Here is a 21405-nt window from a genome sequence, read left to right as displayed (position 1 = left end):
CCCGCGCTTTTTTTGCGCGATATAAAATCTTGCCTACCAGCCAATGTAACCAACGGAAACTGTTAAACAAAGATAGTGATTATATTTGAGGAAAAGTAAACTATCGTACTGAATTGGAATCAAGTCTAAAATAAAGAAGGGACTTTTAATGAAAGTCCCTAGTGATAAGCTATTAAAAAATAAAAATCTTTATAAACAATGAAGATTTTCGTTCGGTGCACATAACCCTTTAGAACGGAAAGTAGTATTTATAATTTTTACATCTTTATTACCATTACTATCAGTAACTTTTAAAGTACCGCTAATTCTATGAGTCGCATCATACATGTTCATATAAGTCTTAGAAAACACACTACTATTACTATTACCTATATTTAGATCCCATTGATAACTTCTCGCTCTTAGGGATGAACTAGCATCTTGCTTGAATGTCTCTGGATTGTTTCTACTGACAACTCTGACTTCTGGTCCTGAATTAAATTTCAAATTGTTATTAATCTCAGAAGAAACGCGACTTTTCCAAGTATTCAAAGAGCTATCAACACTGTAAAGGTTAAGCAATTCAAACCTTTCATAAGCTGTTGGCTTTCTTCCCGCTAAGCTTTGGAAACGCGAGTTAATGTACGAAAGCAATGAAGGATCATAAAAGCCTGCATATTCAGGCGTCATATCACAATGCCCAAACCCATTACTTATCGTTCTTACATATTCATTTGTATGACGCTGTCTGTCTCTTTGTCTTGGTTTGTAATATTGCGAAGAGTCAGTATTTTTTAAAGCAACATATACTGAATAAGCAGCGGCTCTACAGACTTGATTTGCAGGTGCTAATAAGTATTTATTAAACTTACTATCGCACCTTCTACGCATATCTTCATAAAGCTTACTATCACTCGACTGCTTAGTTTTCCCCAAAATTTGATAATTTACATCATGTGTGTTGCACTGGTCTTTCCAGAGGCTTCTAAATGGTTTTGCTGCCGCTCGGAAAACTTTTTCAACTGGGTTATCAGCCGGGAATGTACAGCCATCTTGTATAACTGGTTTTGTTGGGCAAATTGAAGCCTCCGCAGATAAAGAGGCAAAGCTTAATGCAGGAATGATTACTGCACTGATTGTTGTCATTTTTAGTTTTTTCATCATTATTCCTTATTAAAAAACAGGCGGAATACTAACAACCAAACCAATTTTGTCAACAATAAAGAAACAAAAGCAAAACCAAAAAAACACAAGATTAACAAAGCAAACTTTATAACAAGGCATTTCTAGCCTTGAGAACAATTTCAATAGTATTACATCTATCAGTGATATAGATAACTATTGCAACTAAAACACCGTAATCAATTACTGTTTTATTTATGCTTGAATGGCCGCTTGATTGAACCCATGCGTTCACATCGTTTTCACTGCTTGCTCAAATAATGGGCTTATTCCTTTTACTTCGAATTACAACAACCAAGGCTGTTCAATTGCGATAAATCGACTTGAGCTATTAATCAATGAATTCGCTGTAAGTTGCTCAACCCCAATTGCCCATGTTTCGATGCCGTGTTTAGCTGCCACTTTTTGCATCAGTAAATCAAAATCACCGTCGCCCGATAGTAAACAGATCACATCTACATCTGGCGCATGTTCAAGTATATCTATGGTGATCCCCACATCCCAATCGCCTTTCGCTGAGCCGTCTTTGCGCTGGATAAAAGGTTTGAGCTTTACATTAAAACCTATGTGTTTGAGGGCCTTTTGAAACTTGTGTTGTGAGTCATCGTTTGGGGCTATGGCGTAGGCGTTTGCGAGGGTAATATCGCCTTGCTCAGATAAAAACTGCCAAACTTTTCGGTAATTGAGTTGGCGTGAAAACGCATCTCGTGTGGTGTAGTAAATGTTTTGCACATCGACAAAAACAGCAATTTTTTTCATTTGGCGCTCAGAGCAATTTAAAACCCCATGCTAACCAAAAACTTGCCTAGATAAAACCAAAAGAGACCTAACTGGTAGGTCTCGTCACGCTAAAGATTAATCACATAAATAGTAGCGGTTTGTGAAAGCGCAATCGCCGCCGTTCCAGCAAGAGATAGCACCAGTTTGACAGTCTTGGCGATTTGTTGGCACACAATCAGGCGTATTAGATGCATTACCACCGGTAACATTAGGTGTTGCAGCGTGTGCGAGTACTTTTTCAGACGTTAAGTTTTTCAATTTCTTTTTGTTCAGTTTCATAATCAATATCCTTTTAAAGCCATTATTGGCTAAAAAAGTGTAATGAAAAAAGACAGCTTAAGTAAACACTCTAATAAGAACAAGTAATTATAAAATGAGGTAAGTTTAAGTAATTTAGTGCTATTGAGTATTCATAATTAATGATTCAATCACATTATGCAGCTTATTAGCTTTAATCAAAGCTCAGGTTAAGTTAGAGCAAATAGTTTTAGAAAGGTTTATACTGCGCCGGTTTTAGTCATCAATTTAGTGTCATTATGAAAGATCAACATTCATCTTACTGCGCCATCGGCTTATTTAACCCTAAATCTCCAACGAATGTCGGCGGTATTATGCGTGCTGCAGGCTGCTATGAAGCCAATGAGGTGTTTTTTTCTGGTAGACGTTATGCCATAGCTGCAAAGCATCAAACCGATACTAAAAATGTCAGTGAAAAAATTCCACTGACGCAAGTTGAAGATTTAACTCAAGCCGTTAGTAAAGACATTCCCATTGTCTGTGTTGAACTCGTTGAGGGGGCAACGCCACTGCCTTTATTTGAGCACCCAGAGCAGGCACTCTATATTTTTGGCCCAGAAGATGGCAGTTTGCCACAAGAGGTTGTCGATAAAGCCAGTGCGGTAGTTTATATGCCAACCACTGGGTGTATGAACTTAGCCGCCACAGTTAATGTGCTTTTATATGACCGCGCAGCAAAAAACACCCAACAGTTTAATAAACAGCAAATATTAGACTCACGAGATAATAATAATCGCTTGAAGTTTAAAAGTTAGTTAATGGCTTAATAAGAGACAAACCAACTGAAACCCAATCCTTTTTCAGGATGCAAGTGTAACAAATTAGGTACAAATGCATTGTATTTTTAGCATTTGTACATCATATGTAAGCTTGAGTTCGATCATCTAGTTCAATATTCTCTCCGAACCTTTTGTAGGTACACACTATTTACAAAAGGAATACCTTTAATTTCAATCTGGGTAATTGGCAAACCATTTGAAAAAGTGGGACGCAAAGCCACCGATCTAAGGCCTTTTTAGGCTACGACAGCGGGGTTGCAAAATACAGGTGTCTGTCTACCTGTATTTTTAACGCGGCAGAGTCAACAACCCTAATTTTCAGAATGGAATATTATGAAAATTAATAAGTTAGCAATTTTATCTCCAATTGTAGCTGGTGTTATCTCAGCACTTCCTCATGTTGCTTCTGCACATGGTTATATCAGTAAACCAGAATCTCGTGGTCTTCTGTGCCGAATGGGTGAAAACCAACAATGTGGCAATGTAGTCTATGAACCACAAAGTATTGAAGGTCGTGATCGTTACCCGCAAAGTGGTCCTATGGATGGTCATATTGCCAGTGGCGGTTTAGCAGCATTTTCACCACTCAATGCGCAAACAATTAGCCGTTGGACTAAGCGTCCAATAAAGTCAGGTGTCAATGAGTTCACTTGGACTTTCACCGCAGCTCACTCGAGTAAAGATTGGCGCTATTTTGTGACAAAAACAGATTGGGATCCGAATAGCCCATTAACCAGAGATCAGTTTGAAGCTGTGCCTTTTTGTAGTTACGAGGGCAATTACAGACAGCCTCCAAAGGTGTTAACACATTTATGTAATGTGCCAGCAGATAGAGCGGGCTACCATGTCATTCTTGGTGTGTGGGATGTGGGTGATACGCCGATGAGTTTCTATAACGTCATGGACGTGATCATAGATAACGGTGATCAGTCTGACGTTGAATGGCTTGATGTAGGTGACATCAATGAAACCCACGACTTGAGTGTGGGTGATAAAGTCATTGCTCGCGTATTCAGTGCAACGGGTGAGATCAACTCATTAGCGACCGAGTTAAAAATTGAATCAGAGCAACAAGGCTTAGCCACAAACTGGCCAAAACAACTGGCTGAGCACATCAATAAGAGCCAATCTTGGTTGCAAGCAGGCCTTTTAAATGAAGAAGGTAATATCATTCCAACTGCGGGTAAAAATGAAGTCTACGCTCAATCAGGCGCTGGTATCGAGCGAGTAGAAATTAGCTATGTGAAAGCACCGCCTCCAGCAGCTAAAGTCGACATTACAGGGATTGAGCACCACTACCAAATTGTCGATAACCAAGTGCAATTTGAGTTTAACTACAGTGTCGATATGCCAGCAAGTGTCGAGGTGACGCTAAACCATAAATACAATACGGTCGCGAAACTGACTCAGCAAGTTGAAGCCGGTAATCATCAATTCAATTTAGTGTACCCAGAGGCGAAAGCAGGACACTATAATTTAACAGTGATCACTCAAGCAGAGAATGGTAGCAGCAAGCAACAAGGCTTCCATTTGAATTTAGTTAATGAGGGCGATACGACACCACCAGATACAGGTCACCCAGGACATGCTGATTTCAACTTTCCTGAGGGTTTAAGTCAATATGTGGCAGGCACAGTGGTATTCCAACCGAAAAATGGCAAGTTATACCAGTGTAAGCCATGGCCTTATAATGGCTATTGCGTGCAATACTCTAAAGGCTCTAACCAATATGAACCAGGTGTAGGCTTATATTGGAACATGGCTTGGACTGAGCTTTAACTTATTAACCTGATAAAGTGAGCCTCAATAATGAGGCTCTTTTTCATCTCAACTTGTACTAAGCCAGTGCTAAAAACCCAGCAAAGGCTATCACGGCAGCAATCAATGCATAAGGTAATTGAGTTACCGCATGACTTACCAAGTTACAGCCTGAGCCTTGAGCTGCAAGTACCGTTGAGTCTGAGTAAAAACACGCTTGGCTTCCAAATGATGACGCCGAAAGTAACGCGCCTATAACCAGAGGTATGTTTGCATCAACCGCCACCGCTAACGGCATTACAATCGGGATCGTTACTGCGAAAATACCCCAGCTTGAGCCAGTGGCAAACGCCAAAATAGCCATAGACAAAAACACCATGGCAGGTAGCAATTGCGCTGTCATATAAGGGCTTAATGAATTAATCACGTATTGGGGTAACAATAACAGATCGCACACATCTTTAAAGATAAAGGCCGCTATAACAGTACCAATGGCTGGCAACATACATTTAAAACCATTGATCATCTGTTCAAGTAAATCCGCTAAAGGCATCAACTTTTGCACTAAAAAGAATGGAATAGTTACCGCTAAAGTCGCCAATAAGCCCTTCCAAATATCAATGTCAAAATACACAGTGAATGCCACAAGCAGAGCCAATGGCACTAAGAAGTTATATAACTTGCCTTGTTGTTCAGCTTGTTCAAACTCCTGCTCTATGGCTTTTGATGCATAGTTGTCAGGCGTTTGTACTTCATCTAAATCAACTTGTTCGAGTGCTGGTTGCCCAGCTTGTGCAGCCATTTTCGCTTTTTTCATTGGCCCAAATAATGGGATCACACCAAAAATCACCAATGGCACAATTAGTACCGCGACCCATGCATAAAGCATATAAGGGATCGCTTGAATGTAAGTACTTATGCCCTGCCCTTCACCGGCAATGCCATTGTCGACGAGTAGCCCACCAAAGAATACCGCCCACGTTGATAATGGCACCAATACGCAGATAGGTGCAGCTGTCGAATCGACCACATAAGCGAGCATTTCGCGAGAGATTTTAAATTTATCGGTCACTCTGCGCATGGTTTCGCCCACAGTGAGCGCGTTTAAGTAGTCATCGATAAAAATGATCACACCAAGAAAGTAGGTCATAAGCAGTGATGTCTTTGGCCCTTTTGCAAATTTCATTGTCGTTTGACCAAATGCCAAAGCGCCACCAGCATGGACTAATAATGCGATGAGCGCACCAAAGCTACCACAAACCAGAATTAGCCAACCTATGGTTTCATCAGCCATGACTTTTAAAGAGGCAGCAGCAAAGTTACTTAACACACTGCTTATATCAACAAATGCCAGACCCACTAATGCACCAATTACCAGCGCTAAAATTGGACGACGTAAAACAATTGCGAGCGTCAAAACGACGACAGGAGGAATTATGCTTATCGCACTAGGCTCAGCCATCAGAAATCCCCAAATTAATAAAACAAATAACAATAAACGCCCACACTAGGTAAGCGCAGATCTGCTTAATATTGGGTTGACTTGGATTTCGTATGGCCCTTCTTGAAACATCGCGCAAAAAAATAAATCGCAAATGGGTTTTGGTCAATATTTTTTATGCGCGAACTTAAAATAATTCATTAACTGATTTTAATAACTATAAAAATCAGCTCCTTAAAAACTTCACAACTCAGATAAATTACAATAACAGCCTTGGCTTTGAGAGATAATGGTTGCGCCTGTTGCAGCTGTCTGCCAGTTTTTGATAAATGGCTCTACTAATCCGTCCCCCTGATTGCAGAACATACCTGACGAGTATGGACCGAAATAGCGCAACTTATTTGCTTTATCAATCACAGCAACCGCTGGTACTGAGGGAATAAATCTAATTAGTGATTTGTGTTCATCTACATTGATAATTATATTTTTAAACTGCTTATTTTCAGCGAGCTTCTCGACCGAATTTATATGGCTTTGTGCAATAGCCTGACAAAAGCAGTCTCCCTGCTGAAAGTGAATTACACTCCCAGCAAGATCAAGGTTCAATTTTGACAGCGCATCAACAAGTGATTTATCGAAAGATAACGATAATGCCGATTGGTGTAATACATTTTTTGGGTCAAAGTATTTAACTTTACTATTCGCAGCGACAAGTACGGCAACGAGTAGCGTTGCCGTCCAAATTACTAATAACACAGCGGACCATTTAAACCTCAAATTTATACCTCAAATCGGCGCATTTCTTGGTTTAAGCTATTAATTTGCTGCTGCATTTTTTCAAATTTTAGACCTACTTCTGAGGTCGAGTTTTCTAAGTGCAATGAATTACTAGCCAGAGATTGAGTCGACTCAGAGATACTGTCTGACACAGAGGTTTGTTCATTCGCAGCATTTGATACAGACGCCATATTATCAACGATACTTTGAATGCTCTCTACAACTCCCGTCATCATGCCTGACGCTTCATTTGCTTGTGCCACGGTAGTTTGTGCTTGATCTAAACATTTCCCCATTTGCTGAACAGATAGTGAGGCTTCTGTGGTTAAAGATGCTGTGATCTCACTGATCTGCTCAGCATTTTCTCGCGTTTTCATTGCCAGCTTTCTAACTTCATCAGCCACGACCGCAAAACCTCTACCATGCTCGCCCGCCCTTGCCGATTCAATCGCAGCATTTAACGCCAATAAGTTAGTTTGATCTGAAATCGACTTAATGGCGTTCATGACTTCTTCAATTTGATTACATTTATTGGCAAGTTCGCCGATCGTGCCAGAGGTTTCAGACAATGCTCTTGTCAAACTATCTATATTTTGCCCCGAACTTTCGATAATAGAGCGGGTTTGTTCGGTATTGTTAAACGCAACATTGGCATTATCATTGGCCCCAACTATCAACTCAGCAACATGATTACTCGCTGCTGTCATGGTATTTGTGGCTGATGCAATATGATTAATTTGAGTACTATTATTTTCACTTGCGCTATGCGCTTCAGCGGTTAAGCTAGATACCTCTTCGGCCATGCCCGCCACACTATTTGACACTTCTTTGGCCTGCGTGATTAATGCTGAAAATGAGCCGATCAGCTTATTAAAATCAGCCAAATGCTTTAATTCACTTGGTTTATAACTGGCTAAATCAAACTTACCGTTGCCAGCTAAAATATTTTCAACATTAGATGACAATTCAAATGCCGCAACGGCTTCACGATGCGAGTGTTTCGCAACATACATGAGTACCCCAGCTTCTACCAAGGCAAACAATGCGTGAATTGCCAAGATATAAAACATCAAGTGCCCATCTTCAAAAATGAAAACACCTGAACCTTCCGATTGCATTACAAAGAATAAAATATGATGAACCGCAACAAAGCCAACACTGGCAAGAATAACCCGCCAGTCTCGATAAAAACTCAAAAAAGCCAGCATCACAAAAATCTCAAAATGTAGCTCAGTTAAGCCCATAGTCTGTTGAATATGCAGCGCTGCAAATACTTGCACTGCAATACCCACACTGTAACGGGTAATTGAAGATTGAGGAGCAGTTTTGATGAGAAATAAGGGAAGACTCAAAGTTATCAAACCAATCACAATGGCCTCAAACCAAGTTTGGGTAAAAAAGGCAATAAATAAAGACAGGGCGAACTGTGCAATTAAGGCAGCAGAAAAGATACCATTGGCTTTGCTTATCCAAGGATAATCCATTGCTTTCTCCAAGCATTAAACGTTTAAGATAAGTATAAGCTACGTTTAGCAAAGTGCTTTGGATTGACGATTTCTGACAATAAAGTCTATTTACTCAAAAAACATCCGATATCGCCCCTTTATCAGGTAAATCAATGTATTAATTCTGAGTTGGTTATATCAATCCTCTTAATTTAGCGGTCTATTTTGAGGATTGGTATTATATAAAATCAGTTTAAAGCGCTGTCAAAAACCCCTATTGCTTTGTAAATACGCCTTAAGTTACAAACAAACATTGGATGAGTTAAGCAAATAAAACTCACCCCCTCAAATATAGCCTAGGCAAACACCGCTACTGTTTGTCGGCTCAAAGCCAATAACTCACCATTAGGATGCCAAATTTTAGCCTCTTCAATGGCATAGCCATCGGCACTATTGTGTGTCACTGCTTCAAAACCAAACCATTGAGTCTCTTCTAACTGCACTGGTTTTAAAAACTCAATATACCAACTCATCGTACTTGCAGGTGCTGGTCGAGGATACATTTGCAGCATAGTAGGTGGCCAAGCATCACTTAATGCTAATAGCTGTAATTCATCTTGGTGACCACAATGATCTGCAAAACGCATCCAGCCACCTAAGTGCGATGTCATAGCACCTGTGAATGGCATGCCGCCTTGTTGCAAGCAGATTTCAACATGCTGAAAAAATTCTGGTGTCATGTTTGGGATATAAGGTATTCGCTGTTCAGGCTTTGGCGCGACTAGCTGATGCGTTTCATCATTACTCACTAACAACTCAGATTTACGCGATTCACCAAAACAAAACTGCGCTAATACACACGTATTGCCATCTTGTTCAATGCGCGCCAGTACTTGCGAGGCACTTTTACCTTCACGTAAAACCTCAACTTTAATATCGAACGGCTGCTCAGCAATCAGCGGACCAATAAAGTTTGTACTAATAGATAAGACTCGACGCGTTGGCTTTACCACTTGTTTGACTGCTTGAAAAAGTAGTGCACCAGAAACACCACCAAAAGCGGTACGACCTTGGCACCAAGAGCTAGGTAAAATTATTCCAGATAAACCATTTTCTAGTTGAGAAAGAACCTGTTTTAAATTCATTGTTAGAACCTGAAGTAAGAAGCAAATTAATAACTGCCTAATTTTATAACACAGAACAACTGGTACGACCACAACCAAAATTTGTAGTACTTTTTACTATGTCTAAATTTAAAAAGCCCATAACAAACACTGAAAATATACAGTTTCACTTATTTTTGTTTGAATTAACGCAATAATAACCTAGGTTCATATGGGGGATACAAATGAAGTCGCAACGTTAGAGAGAGTTGCCTATTTGGTTTAAACCAATAGTCAAGGAGCTGTAGCTAGTCTTTATTCTATAGTGCAAGGTGACACTATGAAAACCTTTACCAAAAAACTGTGTGCAGCAACAGCTTTTGCTGCGTGTCTTTCTACTTCTGCTTTTGCAAATACCGTTTACACCAGTGATTCAAGCGTAACGGCTTGGGATCCAATTTATCCAGCCTATGCGGATGGTAATTGGCCATCTAGTGTATGTACAGTTCAACCTGGGATTGGACTTGATGCAAATTGGCAAAACCCGCACCCAGTTACTTCTTTCGGCAATTATGCCCACCCTTGGCAAGGCAGTGTAGGCTACTTTGCTAGCTGGATAAACGCTTGGAGTAACTTGTATTCACAAGGCCCTGGCGGTCATAGTTGGACTAAATATGCCGTTGACGTTAGTGGTCAAGGGGACTTTGTTTTAAAACTGCTTGCCGATAACTGCTCTTGGGTGTACATCGACGGCAATCTCGTTGGTTACCAATCAGCTTACTGGAATGCCAATAACATTACCTACCCGGTGTCTTTAAATGGCAATCACACGCTTGAATTTTTAATTTTTGATGGAGGCGGTTTAGCGGGCGGTATGTTCAGACTCGAAACCAATACAGGCACCGTATTTACTGACTCTGATGGCGATGGTCTGACTGATCCTGAAGAAGTCCTTTATCAAACAGATCCACAAAATCCAGACAGTGATGGCGACGGCTTTAGTGATGGCGAAGAGGTTGATGCTGGCTCAGATCCCACCGACGAAAATGATGCGCCTGTTGTCGACAGTGATGGTGACGGTATTCTAGATGACGACGATATGTGTGCAGATACCGCTGATGGTGCGTTAACCGATCAATACGGTTGTTCGGGTGAGCAAAACGTTGCCAATGCATGTAACTGTGCAGGCCCTGCTACCGATGTACTTTGGAAAAACCATGGCCAATACGTGAGCTGTGTTGCCCATGCGAAGAATATTGAAGTGAATAATGGATTACTGACCGAAGAGGAAGGAGATGCCCTCACAGAAGCTGCAGGAGAAAGCAACTGTGGCAAACAATCAAAAGGAAAAGGTAAAGGAAAGTAAGACCCTCCATAAGCGACCAATAAAGGGGCTGATAGCCCCTTTATTTTCGCAATAACAATTTTAATATTTGCAACAATAGAAGCGTTTTGAATTGCAATCTGCACCTACCGACACAAAGTAAAAATTAACCCCTTTTAAATCAGTAAATTGATAATTATTAAGTTCTGGCGTCAATATTGATTTAATCATTTTAAATTTCGCGTACTTACTGTTTTGCCTTCCCCCACAGGCATCTCCCCCATCAGTAAGTACGGAAATTGATAATACCAATCCTCAATAATACTCAATCATTTTGAGGGACTAAAACTGACGCTAACTTCGTTGAAAATTTCTTATTTAGAACAACTAAATAGCAAAATTTCCGCCTCGTTAACGACTAGTTTTTCTTGCCTCAAAATAGACCGCTTAATTAACAGGATTGGTATAATTAATGAGAGAGCTTGACAGCGATGTCATTTTGCATCTAATGTTAAAAATAGGTTAAAGACCTAATTTAGAAACATTGCGATTCAAAGGAACTTACATGAAAACCCATTCTCTCAAACTGCTTGCATTGCAAGTTGGTTTAATTGCTTCGGCAAATGCTTTAACAATAGTTGATGATCCGAATAACCCTAGTGGTTACTTATTGTCTCGTGCAGAATTAAATGCATCACGTGATGCAAAAGCCTCAGATCCTATGTATCAGATCTGGGCAAAAGCACTAGAAACTCGCGACAACACTATTGTCGAAGCCATTACCCCTAACAATGCCAGCAACCCTGAAAACGTGAAACGCGTTGAACGTGTGTTTGGTCAACAAGAATGGGACTTTCTAACCGGCATGGCCGCCCCAGAATATACCTATACCCGCTTTTTACGCGCGATTGGTAAATTCCCAGCTTTTTGTGGTGAATACACTGATGGTCGGAACTCAGATGCCATCTGTAAAAAATCTATCATTACCGCGTTTGCACACTTTGCGCAAGAAACGGGTGGGCACATTGCTAAAGACAATGTTTCAGACAACCCGTTACAATTAGAAGAGTGGCAACAAGCACTTGTGCATGTGCGTGAAATGGGATGGACTGAAGGTCAGCCAGGTTATACCACTGGGTGTGGCCAAAACGACTGGCAAAACCGCCGTTGGCCATGCGCTGATGGCCAAGGTTATTTCGGCCGCGGCGCAAAACAACTTTCTTATCATTTCAATTACGGTGCTTTCTCTGAGGTCATGTTTAACGGCGATGCGACTGTACTTCTAAATAACCCTGGATTAGTCGCCGATTCATGGCTTAACCTCGCTTCGGCTATTTGGTTTTTCTTAACACCTCAAGCACCAAAACCTGCCATGCTGCATGTTATCGACCGAACTTGGGTGCCCTCTCAAAAAGAGCTTGCTGCTGGTATCGGTTATGGGTTTGGCACAACCATCAACGTGATCAATGGCGGTATAGAGTGTGGCGAGCAAAACCGCACTAAAGGTCAGCCTGTTAACCGCATTCGTTATTGGGAAGGCCTGTCTAACTACTACAATATTCCGGTTGAAGCCGATGAAGAGAACACCTGCTGGCAACAAACGCCATTCGGCAGCTTAAATCTAAATGGCTCTACAGATGTGCTGTACACAAACTGGGAGGCCGATTGGACTTATCACTCAGACCGCCCTGAAGGTCAGTCTTTCGAATGTAAATTAGTCGGCTATCAAACTGCTTACTCTGCACTGGTGCCGGGTGACTATGAAAAATGTGTCACTAATTTTTATCAATCTCACGTTAATTGGCCACAAGTGACTGTAGTAGAAAAACTTGATCCACCTAAAGATAAACCACCTGTCGGCGGCATTGCAGCCTGGGATAGCTCTAAGGTGTATTTAAAAGGCGATAAAGTAAGCTTTAATAATGCCATCTATACAGCTAAATGGTGGACGCAAGGCGACCAACCAAAAGCTGATGGCGGTCCGTGGGCAATCGCAAATTAATTCAAACTTATTATTGAACAATAATTGATATAAAGTTGCGCTAGAGGCGATTGATCCTGTGTGGTCAGTCGCCTTTTTTACAACTTTTAAAATCTTTTAATTCAAAGCATTGGTAGAGGATACAACCTATACCAATCCTCAATAACACTCAATCATTTTGAGGGACTAAAACTGATGCTAACTTCGTTGAAAATTTCTCATTTAGAACAACTAAATAGCAAAATTTTCGCCTTGCCTACATGGATGTAGGTACCTCGGCGATAGCAGGACGCGTGAGCGGCGTTACCGACAAGTTTTTCTTGCCTCAAAATAGATCGCTTAATTAATAGGATTGGCATTAAACTGTAAAAATCAAGTTAATTTATATTAACAAATGTTTTACAACCCCAATTTTATACGCTACTTTTATCTTCGGTTCCCAAACCATCAACAAGAAATTGTAAGGATATGATAATGAAAGTAAGCCATTTATTGCCGTTGATCGGCGCCGTATCACTGTCAGTCGCAGCTCAAGCCCCATTAACCGAAGCGCAAATGATGAAGTATACGTCACAGGCGCAAAAAACCACCATTGGTAAGGCAGCACAGCTTAATTTGCCGCTAAGTAGCCAATTTGCAACAGCAAATAGCTTAGGTCAGTCTGTGATCTCACAAACTGTGTCTCATCCGAATGCGAGTTACATCAAACTACATTTTAAAAACGTCAATTTGCAAGGTGGTGGCAAGCTAGTCGTTCGCTCAGAAGATGGGAGTGAGCGTTATGAGTACACTCAGTTTAATATGAGCACCGCAACCACAGCACCTGGCGATGATGGCATTACTTCTTTCTATGCGATGTCAATTTCTGCAGACACAGTTATCGTTGAATATACACCGGGGCAAACCGACAATACTTATCAATTACAAAGCCAAGCTCATATAACCGGAGCTGAAATTGATAGCTACTTTCACGGTACTGAAAATGAATTAACACAGTCTATTGAAACAGACTCAGGCATCTCTTCGACTTGTGGAGCAATGGAGCGACGCGACGTGCAATGCTGGGCAAATTCAAACCCAACCGAATTTGAACGCTCACGTCCTGTCGCTCGATTACTCATGAATGGTAGCGGTTTGTGTACAGGCTGGCGTGTAGGCAGTGACAACCGTATGTTCACCAACAACCACTGTGTTGAGTCTGCCTCTGAACTTGCAAATACCGAAGTCTGGTTTAACTACCAACACACCAGCTGTGATGGCAATACCCTTGAAAGTGTGGTCAAAGTGACTGGTAAAGACTTACTTAAAACTGACTATACCCTCGACTACACCCTATTCACCATTAATGATTTTGCAAAAGCCGCACCTTTCGGTTATTTCGGTTTAGATGTTCGCGACGCAACTCAAGGTGAACGTATTTACATTCCTCAACATGGCTCAGGTAATCCAAAAGAACTCTCAATTGAATCTGACAGAGATTCAAATGGTTTATGCTCTGTTAACGAAGCTAACGCAAACGGTCGTGGCACAGGCACTGATCTAGGCTATTACTGTGACACGATTGGTGGTTCATCAGGCTCTCCAGTGCTTGCCGCTGCAACTAACAATGTTATTGCACTGCACCACTTAGGCGGATGCACAAACAAAGGCGCCAAAATCAGCTTAATTTGGCCACAGGTATCTACACACTTTAATGATCAAATACCAAGCGGTGATAACGGCACAGTTGACCCGCAGCCTGTGGCTGATTTTGATATTAATTGCTCTTTGCTAAGTTGTAGTTTTGACGGTAGTCGTTCAACTTCTCCAAATGGCGCAATTACACAATATGAATGGCAATACGGCGACGGTGCAGCGAATGGGTTTGGTGTTAATGTAAACCATACTTATGCGACTGCAGGTGAGTACTCAGCCACACTCACAATTACCGATGAAACCGGCGCAACAGCAAGCAAAACCTATACCCTCGCCGTCGATGATGGTACGGACCCTAAACTTCTTAAAGATGGCGTAGCTAAAACTGGATTAAGCGGTGCTAAAAGCGATGAGCAATTCTTCTACTTTGATGTACCTGCTGGCATGTCTGGTGCAACTATTGTGATCACAGGCGGTTCAGGTGACGTGGACTTATATGTCCGTAAGGGCAGCGAACCAACTCGAACAACTTATGATTGTCGACCTTACCGCTGGGGTAATGAAGAAACTTGTACAGTGAGCTCTGGTGCAGGTAGATACCACGTTATGCTGAGAGGCTATAGCGCTTATAGTGGCGTAAGCTTAACAGCTACAGCTAACTAAGCTGAGCTCTGGATAATAAATTTTCCTTTATTAACAACTGCTAGCAAAGGCGACCTCGAGGATACGTGGTCGCCTTTTTTACTTTAGCATTGGACCAAATATAGGAGCGTGGTATGTTCATTACTAAAAAACAGCAATAAACGGAAATTAACATGCACAAAACAATCGTTCTCTTGAGCGTATCAGCATTGCTATCCGGCTGCTTTGGTAGCGGGCATGAAGAATATAACGAATCACTTAAAGATCACTCTGTTTATCATTGCCAAAGCTTTGATCCAAATAGCGTCAGAGATAAAGCCGAAGTTGAAAGTGTATATTGCGACATTCAAGATTTCCCCGCCGGAGATTTAAGCGGCTTATCTCAATTCCCAAATTTAAAAACCTTGTCACTTGATGGACGCCAGACAATGGACCAACTGAATGTTGTTTATCACTCAAGTTGGACACCAAAACTCGAATGGCTAAACCTGAAAAATATCAACTTTGAAACTATCGACTTATCTCAACTAGAACAGATAAATCGCCTCAGCTTAAATAATGTGAATATGTCGAGTCTTGATATGTCTGGCTTATCGGGTCTCCAACATTTTCAATTAGTTAAATCCAATTTAACAACGCTGGATTTAAGCTACAACACAGAAATAGAAACCCTAGTTCTAGATGAAACACAAATAACGCACTTTAACTTTTCAAATAACACTAAACTGACTGAATTAACGCTAGCCCTAAACAATAAGGCCGCCTCATCAATCGAGCTAACAAACCAGCCGGCTTTAAAAAGTCTAAGCATTCTCAGCCAAGAGCTTGAAACACTGTATATCAATTTGCCTAAGTTAGAGAGTGCACACCTATCAAACAATAAACTCACTGCGATTGATTTCAGTGGCTCACCAGAGTTATCAGCTGTACAGCTAGCTGACAATTTAATCACCAATCTCAATGTTGATACAAACCTGAAGCTGTCACGCTTAGTGCTTACGGGCAACCCACTCACTGAAGAAACTAAAAGCTATTTAGAAACACTGACATGGATTGAAGAATTAGAATATTAATTGCCAAATAAAAAAGACCTGCTGCGGCAGGTCTTTTCATCTAATAATAAGTCAATATTGTGATGATAAATATCGATATCGTCATAACAGGCCAGAACCAAATATTGGCGAGGCGTTTATAAATACGTCCATCGCCAGTTTCTTCTTTCGCTTTGTAATACTGATGTGCTATCAACATGAAGATAGATGACACCAGATAAAGCAAGAAGTAGAAGATTTCAAAATACACCACTTCATCAATTTGTAAGTGCTCTCGAATACTGTAGTGGGCTAATAAAATCGTGAACACCACAGCGGTTATATTATTACGAAGATCACCATACGGCGTATATTTCATACTCACAACGCACGCATAGAGTAAGCACACCATCACCATGACAGGTAGTAATGTGGTGACAAATGGGCCAATAAATTCTCGTTCAATATTAATGTTGTAGTTCAGCTCAGGAGCAACATTTTGGTTAAAGAAAGTATCTAGACCAAAGTTAGTGTTATAGCTCTCAAAACGATATTTGAAGTAACTGCTTTTTAACTGCCATTCATCCAGCACAATATCTGGCGACACTGCTGGATTGTCCATTTTCGAGAGTTTTTCGTACGACTCAAGATCTGGCACTAAAATAACATTGCCGCCCATATCGGCCTCATTAAAGCTCAGCTCTATGCTTTTATGGTCAAACGGATACTTGCTGTAATCAAACTGCTGCCGAGTTTCGATGGAAAAGTGCCATCCGACCAACAACCCTCCGTCTTGTAAATCTTTGCGATATACCTCGTCAATTTTACTGTTCACAGTGTGATTAAAAGCCAGCTTGGGCTCAATAAATGCACTTTGCTGAGCGTTAAACTTTTGCCAAGCATGGCCTGTTAAATGCACGTTGTTTGCGCTTACAAATTCCAATGATTCAACATACAGACCCGTCGCTACATACTCAGGTTTAGCAACATGCATCGTCTCTAATCTATCACTATAACTCGATGAAAAGGCCTCCCTTTGGGCCTGAGTCGTAATCACCACATTGTCGGTTTTTTCTAAGGTTTTAAAGCTTCGGGCAAACTCTAAAACCAACGACGTACTGAGGATCAAAGTAATTGAAAGCAGAACATTATTTTGTGTCCAGGTCAGCTTTCTGAGTCGCGTAAGCAGCAAAATTAGAAAGATAAATGACGCCGCTCCCCAGCTAATAATATGAATATTATTTTGCCGGCGCTCATCTCGGTCCATCGCGAACATATCCGCTGACATCCGGGTGATCAGCGTCCAATTTGTGTGCGGCACTTTTGTACAAGCAGCATAATGCTCACTGTTACTCAGCGTTTCTCCATTAAAAAATAAATATGTGAGATCATCTTCAAAACACCCCGAGATTTTCGCAAGATAAGCAAATTCAGGCTCCTTAATTAAATTCTCTAAACGTTCCATTTCTCTTACATGGCTGAACACTGGGTGAGAAATCAAACTCTGCTGTTCAGAGAATAAAATACCGTAGCCACCCAGACCTAAATCCAGCTGCTTGAGCGAGGCAGTTAAGGTATCTAAAGACACATCAGAAGGCACTACGCCCAATGGTTGTGCACCTTCACGTTTTGCCTCTTTACTTTGATAAAAAGGGACCGAATAGGTGGTCATCAACACATTATTTTGTGGCTCATAATAAGGTTCGGTCCAAATTGGCCCTTCTTTTAAAGGCCTGTGATACCAACTGAATTCTTTGTAAGGTTTGTCGTAGTCCAGCAAATTATACTTACGTTCGACGCCGGTTAAACGTTCGTAATATGGACTGAAATAGCGCACATTTGGCAAATATTGATAAGGATGAAAAGTGACATTTAAAGAGTAAATATCTTCGTTAACCGCAAACTCGTCTTCTAATAATTTAGTGACAAACGTTTTATCTGGGGTCGCCGTAACTTCAGTTGCAAAACGATCCACACTTTTCATTATGGTTTTCAGCTCCGCTCCAACCTCGTGAGCCGCATTCATTGTTTGCGTTTTGACTTGCTCTCTTACTTTCTGACCAAAAGAATGAGTTTGCTGAACTTGGTAAAAACCATTAATTAAAAAGCCCAATGCAGAAATTGCTAAAAATAAAACGAGTAACGGTGTGGTTAACCGACTCTCCCAAGGATCTTGTACACGCACGCGGTATTCCATTCAAAATAAAATAAGTTTAAAAAAATTTGAGTATTAGCCTATTAGAGCAAGTCTATTATGGAATTAAGGTAGAAATATGAAGATTTAAAAGTACATTTTTTTAACATTTAAATACAGAGTTTAGCCAAGGTTTGCTCGGCATTATAAAAATAAAGCACATTAAATAAAATATTTTGTTAACATAAATTTAATATAACAGTCATGGAGAGCCGCTCTAATGCAGCCTTCCATATAGAGTTATTACTTAAAGGAGCTAACAAAATGAAAAAACTGATTTTACTCTGTGCGCTTGGTGCGTGTGCAACACAAACTCAAGCCTTTACACAAGAAACCCATAAACGCATTGTTATTGATGCGGTTCAATATATGGCCGACAACCCTTCAACGACTGAGTTCAGTAAGCTACAAGCCTATGCGAGTAGTCATGGTATGAACATTTCACAACTGGCTGAATTACTTGGCCAAGCTGCATACGATGTTGATGACTTTGAAGACACATTTTTTTGTGGCGCGATCACTGGCGATTGCGTTCAAGCACCGCTATGGGGCGCTGCGCAAAGCATCGTAAAATACACCAGCTACTGGCACTTTCAAAATCACACCCAAGGTGCTGATAGCCATGGTAATGATTTTGGTGGTTATAACTACCAAAAGCTTACTGTTTGGGGAACGGTTGATAATATGGCTGCAACCTGGCTGAAAGGCGATTACTTAGACGATGGTAAGGGCGGCGAAACTGGCTGGTTCTCAGCTGATGATACTAAGTACAATAGTTATGGTGTCACTGAAAAAAATTATCGGATTGATAGCCACTCCAGCTACAGCATGTATGATGATTTCGAAGAAATGCCCTTTCAACCTATCGATAATTTAGGTCAACATTGGTATCAAGGCTACTTACAAAGTGGCAACCCACAAATGCTAGGGTTTGTATTTCATACAACCGACTTATTGCAACCACACCACACATGGACAACATCAGATCTTAACCATGCAAGTTGGGAAGCATGGGTAAAAGATTATTACGACCAAGAAAACCTTAATAATGCTAATTTAATCACTCATGCTCTTAACTACTTTTCACCTGTGACTGCAAATAATGCGGATATTCGTCCATTATTGACTCAAGGTGGTGCTTTTTCTTATACCCAAGGCGGTATTGTTCTAAACTCAGAAGATCATTACGACCGATTAGAAACAGCAAAACAAGTGATCCCTCACGCCATTGCCATGGTTGTTCACTTACTAAACCATGCCATGACTGCGCGACAAGGTTAATCGCACATGAAGTGGTTTATTATTTTTCTGGTAGGCGTTTGCCTACCAGCTTTCGCAAGCGAGCCTTTGGTTTTTAATCAGGCAACCATTAAGCTCTTAGATCAAGTTTACGTTAATCAGAATACGCGCTGGAATGTCGAAAAAACCAAGCAAAGATTGTTAGAAAACCAATTCTTACTCGCTGAAGCTAAGCGTCTAAAACCAGAGCTTATTTCACGACAATCCAATGTTGGTTTTAGTAATCAAGTACATGTTCGCGAGCTGTTATACGCACTAGTAAGAACACAACAAGATATCACGCTATCACTGCCAGTTTTTAAAAAGCCAAGTCATGACCAACTGACTACTATGTTGGCCCCTGCGATGTCTATGACTCCAGCCAATACGTACACACAAACTCAAGTAAGCCGTTTGTCTAAAGTGAAGTTCGATTCGTATGTTGCAAAGCCTTTGAACTTAGCCGAATTACTCACAGAGCAATCATTACAGAATCGCTTTCGCTTACATCAAGGCGACACTCAATTATTAGCAACGTTATTAACTCAGCATTTTGAATTTGTGCATTTTACTCAGCAAGCCAAGAAACAGTTGCATAACAAAGGGATCGAGTTTGAGCAACTGCAACAAATCGCACTCGCAGAGTTACTTCGCTCCCCCATGCTGACTTACTTTGGAGTGCAACAACAAATGCATGCCGAGCGCAGCGAATTCCTTGAACAGATCATTGCCAACATTTCAAAAAATGAAATAACTGAATACTATCGAAAGCATAAACAGCAGTTTAAATATATTTCCCAGGTGCATGCTGGAGCGGTGAAATTTACCGATGCAAATCAGGCTCATGCATTCTTTGAGCAAGCTAAAGTCTCTGACATTGCTAAGGCTGTTGGTCAAGATCCTAGTATCAATACATCGCAAATAACCAAAGGTATTTTTACCCGAAAAACCCCAACGAATAGTGTGTTATCACCTTGGTTAAAACAACTTTTATTTACACTTGAAGTGGACAGTTTATCAAAGCCAATTCGAGGCGCCGACAATCATTGGTATGTCGCCAAGGTATCAGAAAAGCAATTTGAGTACTTTCCAGCCGATAGTGAAACCGTGATTTATCAAGCAAAACTCGCGATTGCTCAATCGAAAGCACTTGATGGCTACCAATCAAAATTGGCTAATTGGTTAGAAAAGGCAAAAGGATGAAAAGACCCCTCCTATGGATTGGCTGTTTAACCACTGCCTTGGCAGCTATCTACTGGGGCTTAAATCGCACCACTGCGCAAGCCCCAACACAACCAAGTCCCGAGCTATCGAATGTCTCAAAAATCCGTTTGAGCGATGAACAAACGCCTGCAACTTTAAAGCACGCTTTAAAAAGCCAAACATCCATGACCGATGCCTCAGCAAAGCAGTTAACACAGCAACACAGTTTATACTTACCTCGCGATGATGCTGAGCAGGTGTATGAAATCCCACCAATCGCTAATACAAAAGAACCCCAAGGTTATCAAGGCTCACTCGATGATTATGAGGCTTACCAAGCATTTCAACATAATCAAAAAACGCAATTGAAACTTGCCTACATTGATGCCAGTAAACAGAAAATTGTGCGCTTAAATGAGCTATTAAAAAGAGGTAAGCAAGCAGGAATAAGTCTTGAACAAATATCCTTTGCTGAAGAAAAGATAGCAGGATTAAAAGCACTGCAAGCAAAGTTAATAACCAAACTTGAAGCCGAAAAAAATGGAAAGTAAAAAAGCGCATAGAATTAAACTCTAT

Annotated in this window: 17 protein-coding genes and 1 riboswitch; of the genes, 9 read left to right on the top strand and 8 right to left on the bottom strand. The window is 40.9% G+C overall.

The window, feature by feature from the left end:
• Positions 1-189 precede the first annotated feature (189 nt).
• The 3 genes from ACH784_RS20720 to ACH784_RS20710 all read right to left on the bottom strand — a co-directional run bounded on the left by ACH784_RS20720 (position 190) and on the right by ACH784_RS20710 (position 2220).
• A complete protein-coding gene (locus ACH784_RS20720; RefSeq protein WP_404395634.1) occupies positions 190-1140 on the bottom strand; it encodes a hypothetical protein in 951 nt (316 codons plus the stop codon).
• Between the two features lie 306 nt (positions 1141-1446).
• Positions 1447-1920 carry an NYN domain-containing protein gene (locus ACH784_RS20715; protein ID WP_404395632.1) on the bottom strand — a complete coding sequence of 158 codons (474 nt, stop codon included), beginning with the start codon at positions 1918-1920 and terminating at the stop codon, positions 1447-1449.
• 96 nt (positions 1921-2016) lie between these two features.
• Positions 2017-2220 carry a hypothetical protein gene (locus ACH784_RS20710; protein WP_404395630.1) on the bottom strand — a complete coding sequence of 68 codons (204 nt, stop codon included), beginning with the start codon at positions 2218-2220 and terminating at the stop codon, positions 2017-2019.
• A 257-nt stretch (positions 2221-2477) separates the two neighbouring features.
• Between ACH784_RS20710 and ACH784_RS20705 the strand changes: the two genes are divergently transcribed.
• Together ACH784_RS20705 and gbpA are read left to right on the top strand one after the other, a co-directional pair.
• Positions 2478-2993, top strand: a complete 516-nt coding sequence (locus ACH784_RS20705) for an RNA methyltransferase (protein WP_404395628.1) — start codon at positions 2478-2480, stop codon at positions 2991-2993.
• Between the two features lie 200 nt (positions 2994-3193).
• Positions 3194-3280, top strand: a riboswitch (cyclic di-GMP riboswitch).
• A gap of 70 nt (positions 3281-3350) precedes the next feature.
• Positions 3351-4796, top strand: coding sequence for an N-acetylglucosamine-binding protein GbpA (gene gbpA / locus ACH784_RS20700; protein WP_404395626.1), 1446 nt, complete (start codon positions 3351-3353; stop codon positions 4794-4796).
• A 58-nt stretch (positions 4797-4854) separates the two neighbouring features.
• Here the strand turns inward: gbpA and ACH784_RS20695 are convergent, their stop codons facing one another.
• The 4 genes from ACH784_RS20695 to ACH784_RS20680 all read right to left on the bottom strand — a co-directional run bounded on the left by ACH784_RS20695 (position 4855) and on the right by ACH784_RS20680 (position 9583).
• Positions 4855-6237, bottom strand: coding sequence for a Na+/H+ antiporter NhaC family protein (locus tag ACH784_RS20695; protein WP_404395625.1), 1383 nt, complete (start codon positions 6235-6237; stop codon positions 4855-4857).
• A gap of 222 nt (positions 6238-6459) precedes the next feature.
• A complete protein-coding gene (locus tag ACH784_RS20690) occupies positions 6460-6972 on the bottom strand; it encodes a DUF6436 domain-containing protein (RefSeq protein ID WP_404395624.1) in 513 nt (170 codons plus the stop codon).
• A gap of 23 nt (positions 6973-6995) precedes the next feature.
• Complete coding sequence (locus ACH784_RS20685; RefSeq protein WP_404395622.1) at positions 6996-8477, bottom strand: methyl-accepting chemotaxis protein; 1482 nt, start codon at positions 8475-8477, stop codon at positions 6996-6998.
• 317 nt (positions 8478-8794) lie between these two features.
• The gene (locus ACH784_RS20680) at positions 8795-9583 is read right to left on the bottom strand and encodes a thioesterase family protein (RefSeq protein ID WP_404395620.1); all 789 of its coding nucleotides are present in this window, start codon (positions 9581-9583) and stop codon (positions 8795-8797) included.
• A 298-nt stretch (positions 9584-9881) separates the two neighbouring features.
• Between ACH784_RS20680 and ACH784_RS20675 the strand changes: the two genes are divergently transcribed.
• From ACH784_RS20675 to ACH784_RS20660, 4 genes are all read left to right on the top strand, one after another.
• Positions 9882-10907 (top strand): thrombospondin type 3 repeat-containing protein, encoded by a 1026-nt coding sequence (locus ACH784_RS20675; RefSeq protein WP_404395619.1) that lies wholly within the window; start codon positions 9882-9884, stop codon positions 10905-10907.
• Between the two features lie 523 nt (positions 10908-11430).
• Positions 11431-12867: a chitinase gene (locus ACH784_RS20670; protein ID WP_404395617.1), complete on the top strand. Its 1437-nt coding sequence runs from the start codon at positions 11431-11433 to the stop codon at positions 12865-12867.
• Between the two features lie 453 nt (positions 12868-13320).
• On the top strand, positions 13321-15144 hold the full coding sequence (locus ACH784_RS20665) for a PKD domain-containing protein (RefSeq protein ID WP_404395616.1): 1824 nt from the start codon (positions 13321-13323) through the stop codon (positions 15142-15144).
• A 152-nt stretch (positions 15145-15296) separates the two neighbouring features.
• The gene (locus tag ACH784_RS20660; protein WP_404395615.1) at positions 15297-16196 is read left to right on the top strand and encodes a hypothetical protein; all 900 of its coding nucleotides are present in this window, start codon (positions 15297-15299) and stop codon (positions 16194-16196) included.
• Between the two features lie 40 nt (positions 16197-16236).
• On the opposite strand, the gene ACH784_RS20655 is transcribed toward ACH784_RS20660, so the two are convergent.
• Positions 16237-18339, bottom strand: a complete 2103-nt coding sequence (locus tag ACH784_RS20655; protein ID WP_404395613.1) for a hypothetical protein — start codon at positions 18337-18339, stop codon at positions 16237-16239.
• A gap of 273 nt (positions 18340-18612) precedes the next feature.
• Here ACH784_RS20655 and ACH784_RS20650 point away from each other — a divergent pair, with 273 nt between their 5' ends.
• The 3 genes from ACH784_RS20650 to ACH784_RS20640 are packed head-to-tail and all read left to right on the top strand — an operon-like array spanning position 18613 to position 21380.
• The gene (locus tag ACH784_RS20650) at positions 18613-19629 is read left to right on the top strand and encodes a phospholipase (protein WP_404395612.1); all 1017 of its coding nucleotides are present in this window, start codon (positions 18613-18615) and stop codon (positions 19627-19629) included.
• A 6-nt stretch (positions 19630-19635) separates the two neighbouring features.
• Complete coding sequence (locus tag ACH784_RS20645; RefSeq protein WP_404395611.1) at positions 19636-20829, top strand: peptidyl-prolyl cis-trans isomerase; 1194 nt, start codon at positions 19636-19638, stop codon at positions 20827-20829.
• Positions 20826-21380, top strand: coding sequence for a hypothetical protein (locus ACH784_RS20640; protein WP_404395609.1), 555 nt, complete (start codon positions 20826-20828; stop codon positions 21378-21380). Before ACH784_RS20645 ends, ACH784_RS20640 begins: the two co-directional genes overlap by 4 nt.
• Positions 21381-21405: the final 25 nt, after the last annotated feature.

This window comes from Pseudoalteromonas phenolica, assembly GCF_044788725.1.
Taxonomy (GTDB): domain Bacteria; phylum Pseudomonadota; class Gammaproteobacteria; order Enterobacterales; family Alteromonadaceae; genus Pseudoalteromonas; species Pseudoalteromonas phenolica_C.
The sequence above is the reverse complement of the archived record's forward strand: the minus strand, read 5'-3'. Positions and strand labels throughout refer to the sequence as shown.

Coding starts and splice junctions, on each gene's coding strand:
- ACH784_RS20715 (WP_404395632.1), bottom strand. CDS start 1,920: ATGAAAAAAATTGCTGTTTTTGTCGATGTGCAAAACATTTACTACACC.
- ACH784_RS20685 (WP_404395622.1), bottom strand. CDS start 8,477: ATGGATTATCCTTGGATAAGCAAAGCCAATGGTATCTTTTCTGCTGCC.
- gbpA (WP_404395626.1), top strand. CDS start 3,351: ATGAAAATTAATAAGTTAGCAATTTTATCTCCAATTGTAGCTGGTGTT.
- ACH784_RS20680 (WP_404395620.1), bottom strand. CDS start 9,583: ATGAATTTAAAACAGGTTCTTTCTCAACTAGAAAATGGTTTATCTGGA.
- ACH784_RS20670 (WP_404395617.1), top strand. CDS start 11,431: ATGAAAACCCATTCTCTCAAACTGCTTGCATTGCAAGTTGGTTTAATT.
- ACH784_RS20720 (WP_404395634.1), bottom strand. CDS start 1,140: ATGAAAAAACTAAAAATGACAACAATCAGTGCAGTAATCATTCCTGCA.
- ACH784_RS20660 (WP_404395615.1), top strand. CDS start 15,297: ATGCACAAAACAATCGTTCTCTTGAGCGTATCAGCATTGCTATCCGGC.
- ACH784_RS20665 (WP_404395616.1), top strand. CDS start 13,321: ATGAAAGTAAGCCATTTATTGCCGTTGATCGGCGCCGTATCACTGTCA.
- ACH784_RS20640 (WP_404395609.1), top strand. CDS start 20,826: ATGAAAAGACCCCTCCTATGGATTGGCTGTTTAACCACTGCCTTGGCA.
- ACH784_RS20705 (WP_404395628.1), top strand. CDS start 2,478: ATGAAAGATCAACATTCATCTTACTGCGCCATCGGCTTATTTAACCCT.
- ACH784_RS20675 (WP_404395619.1), top strand. CDS start 9,882: ATGAAAACCTTTACCAAAAAACTGTGTGCAGCAACAGCTTTTGCTGCG.
- ACH784_RS20645 (WP_404395611.1), top strand. CDS start 19,636: ATGAAGTGGTTTATTATTTTTCTGGTAGGCGTTTGCCTACCAGCTTTC.
- ACH784_RS20650 (WP_404395612.1), top strand. CDS start 18,613: ATGAAAAAACTGATTTTACTCTGTGCGCTTGGTGCGTGTGCAACACAA.
- ACH784_RS20710 (WP_404395630.1), bottom strand. CDS start 2,220: ATGAAACTGAACAAAAAGAAATTGAAAAACTTAACGTCTGAAAAAGTA.
- ACH784_RS20695 (WP_404395625.1), bottom strand. CDS start 6,237: ATGGCTGAGCCTAGTGCGATAAGCATAATTCCTCCTGTCGTCGTTTTG.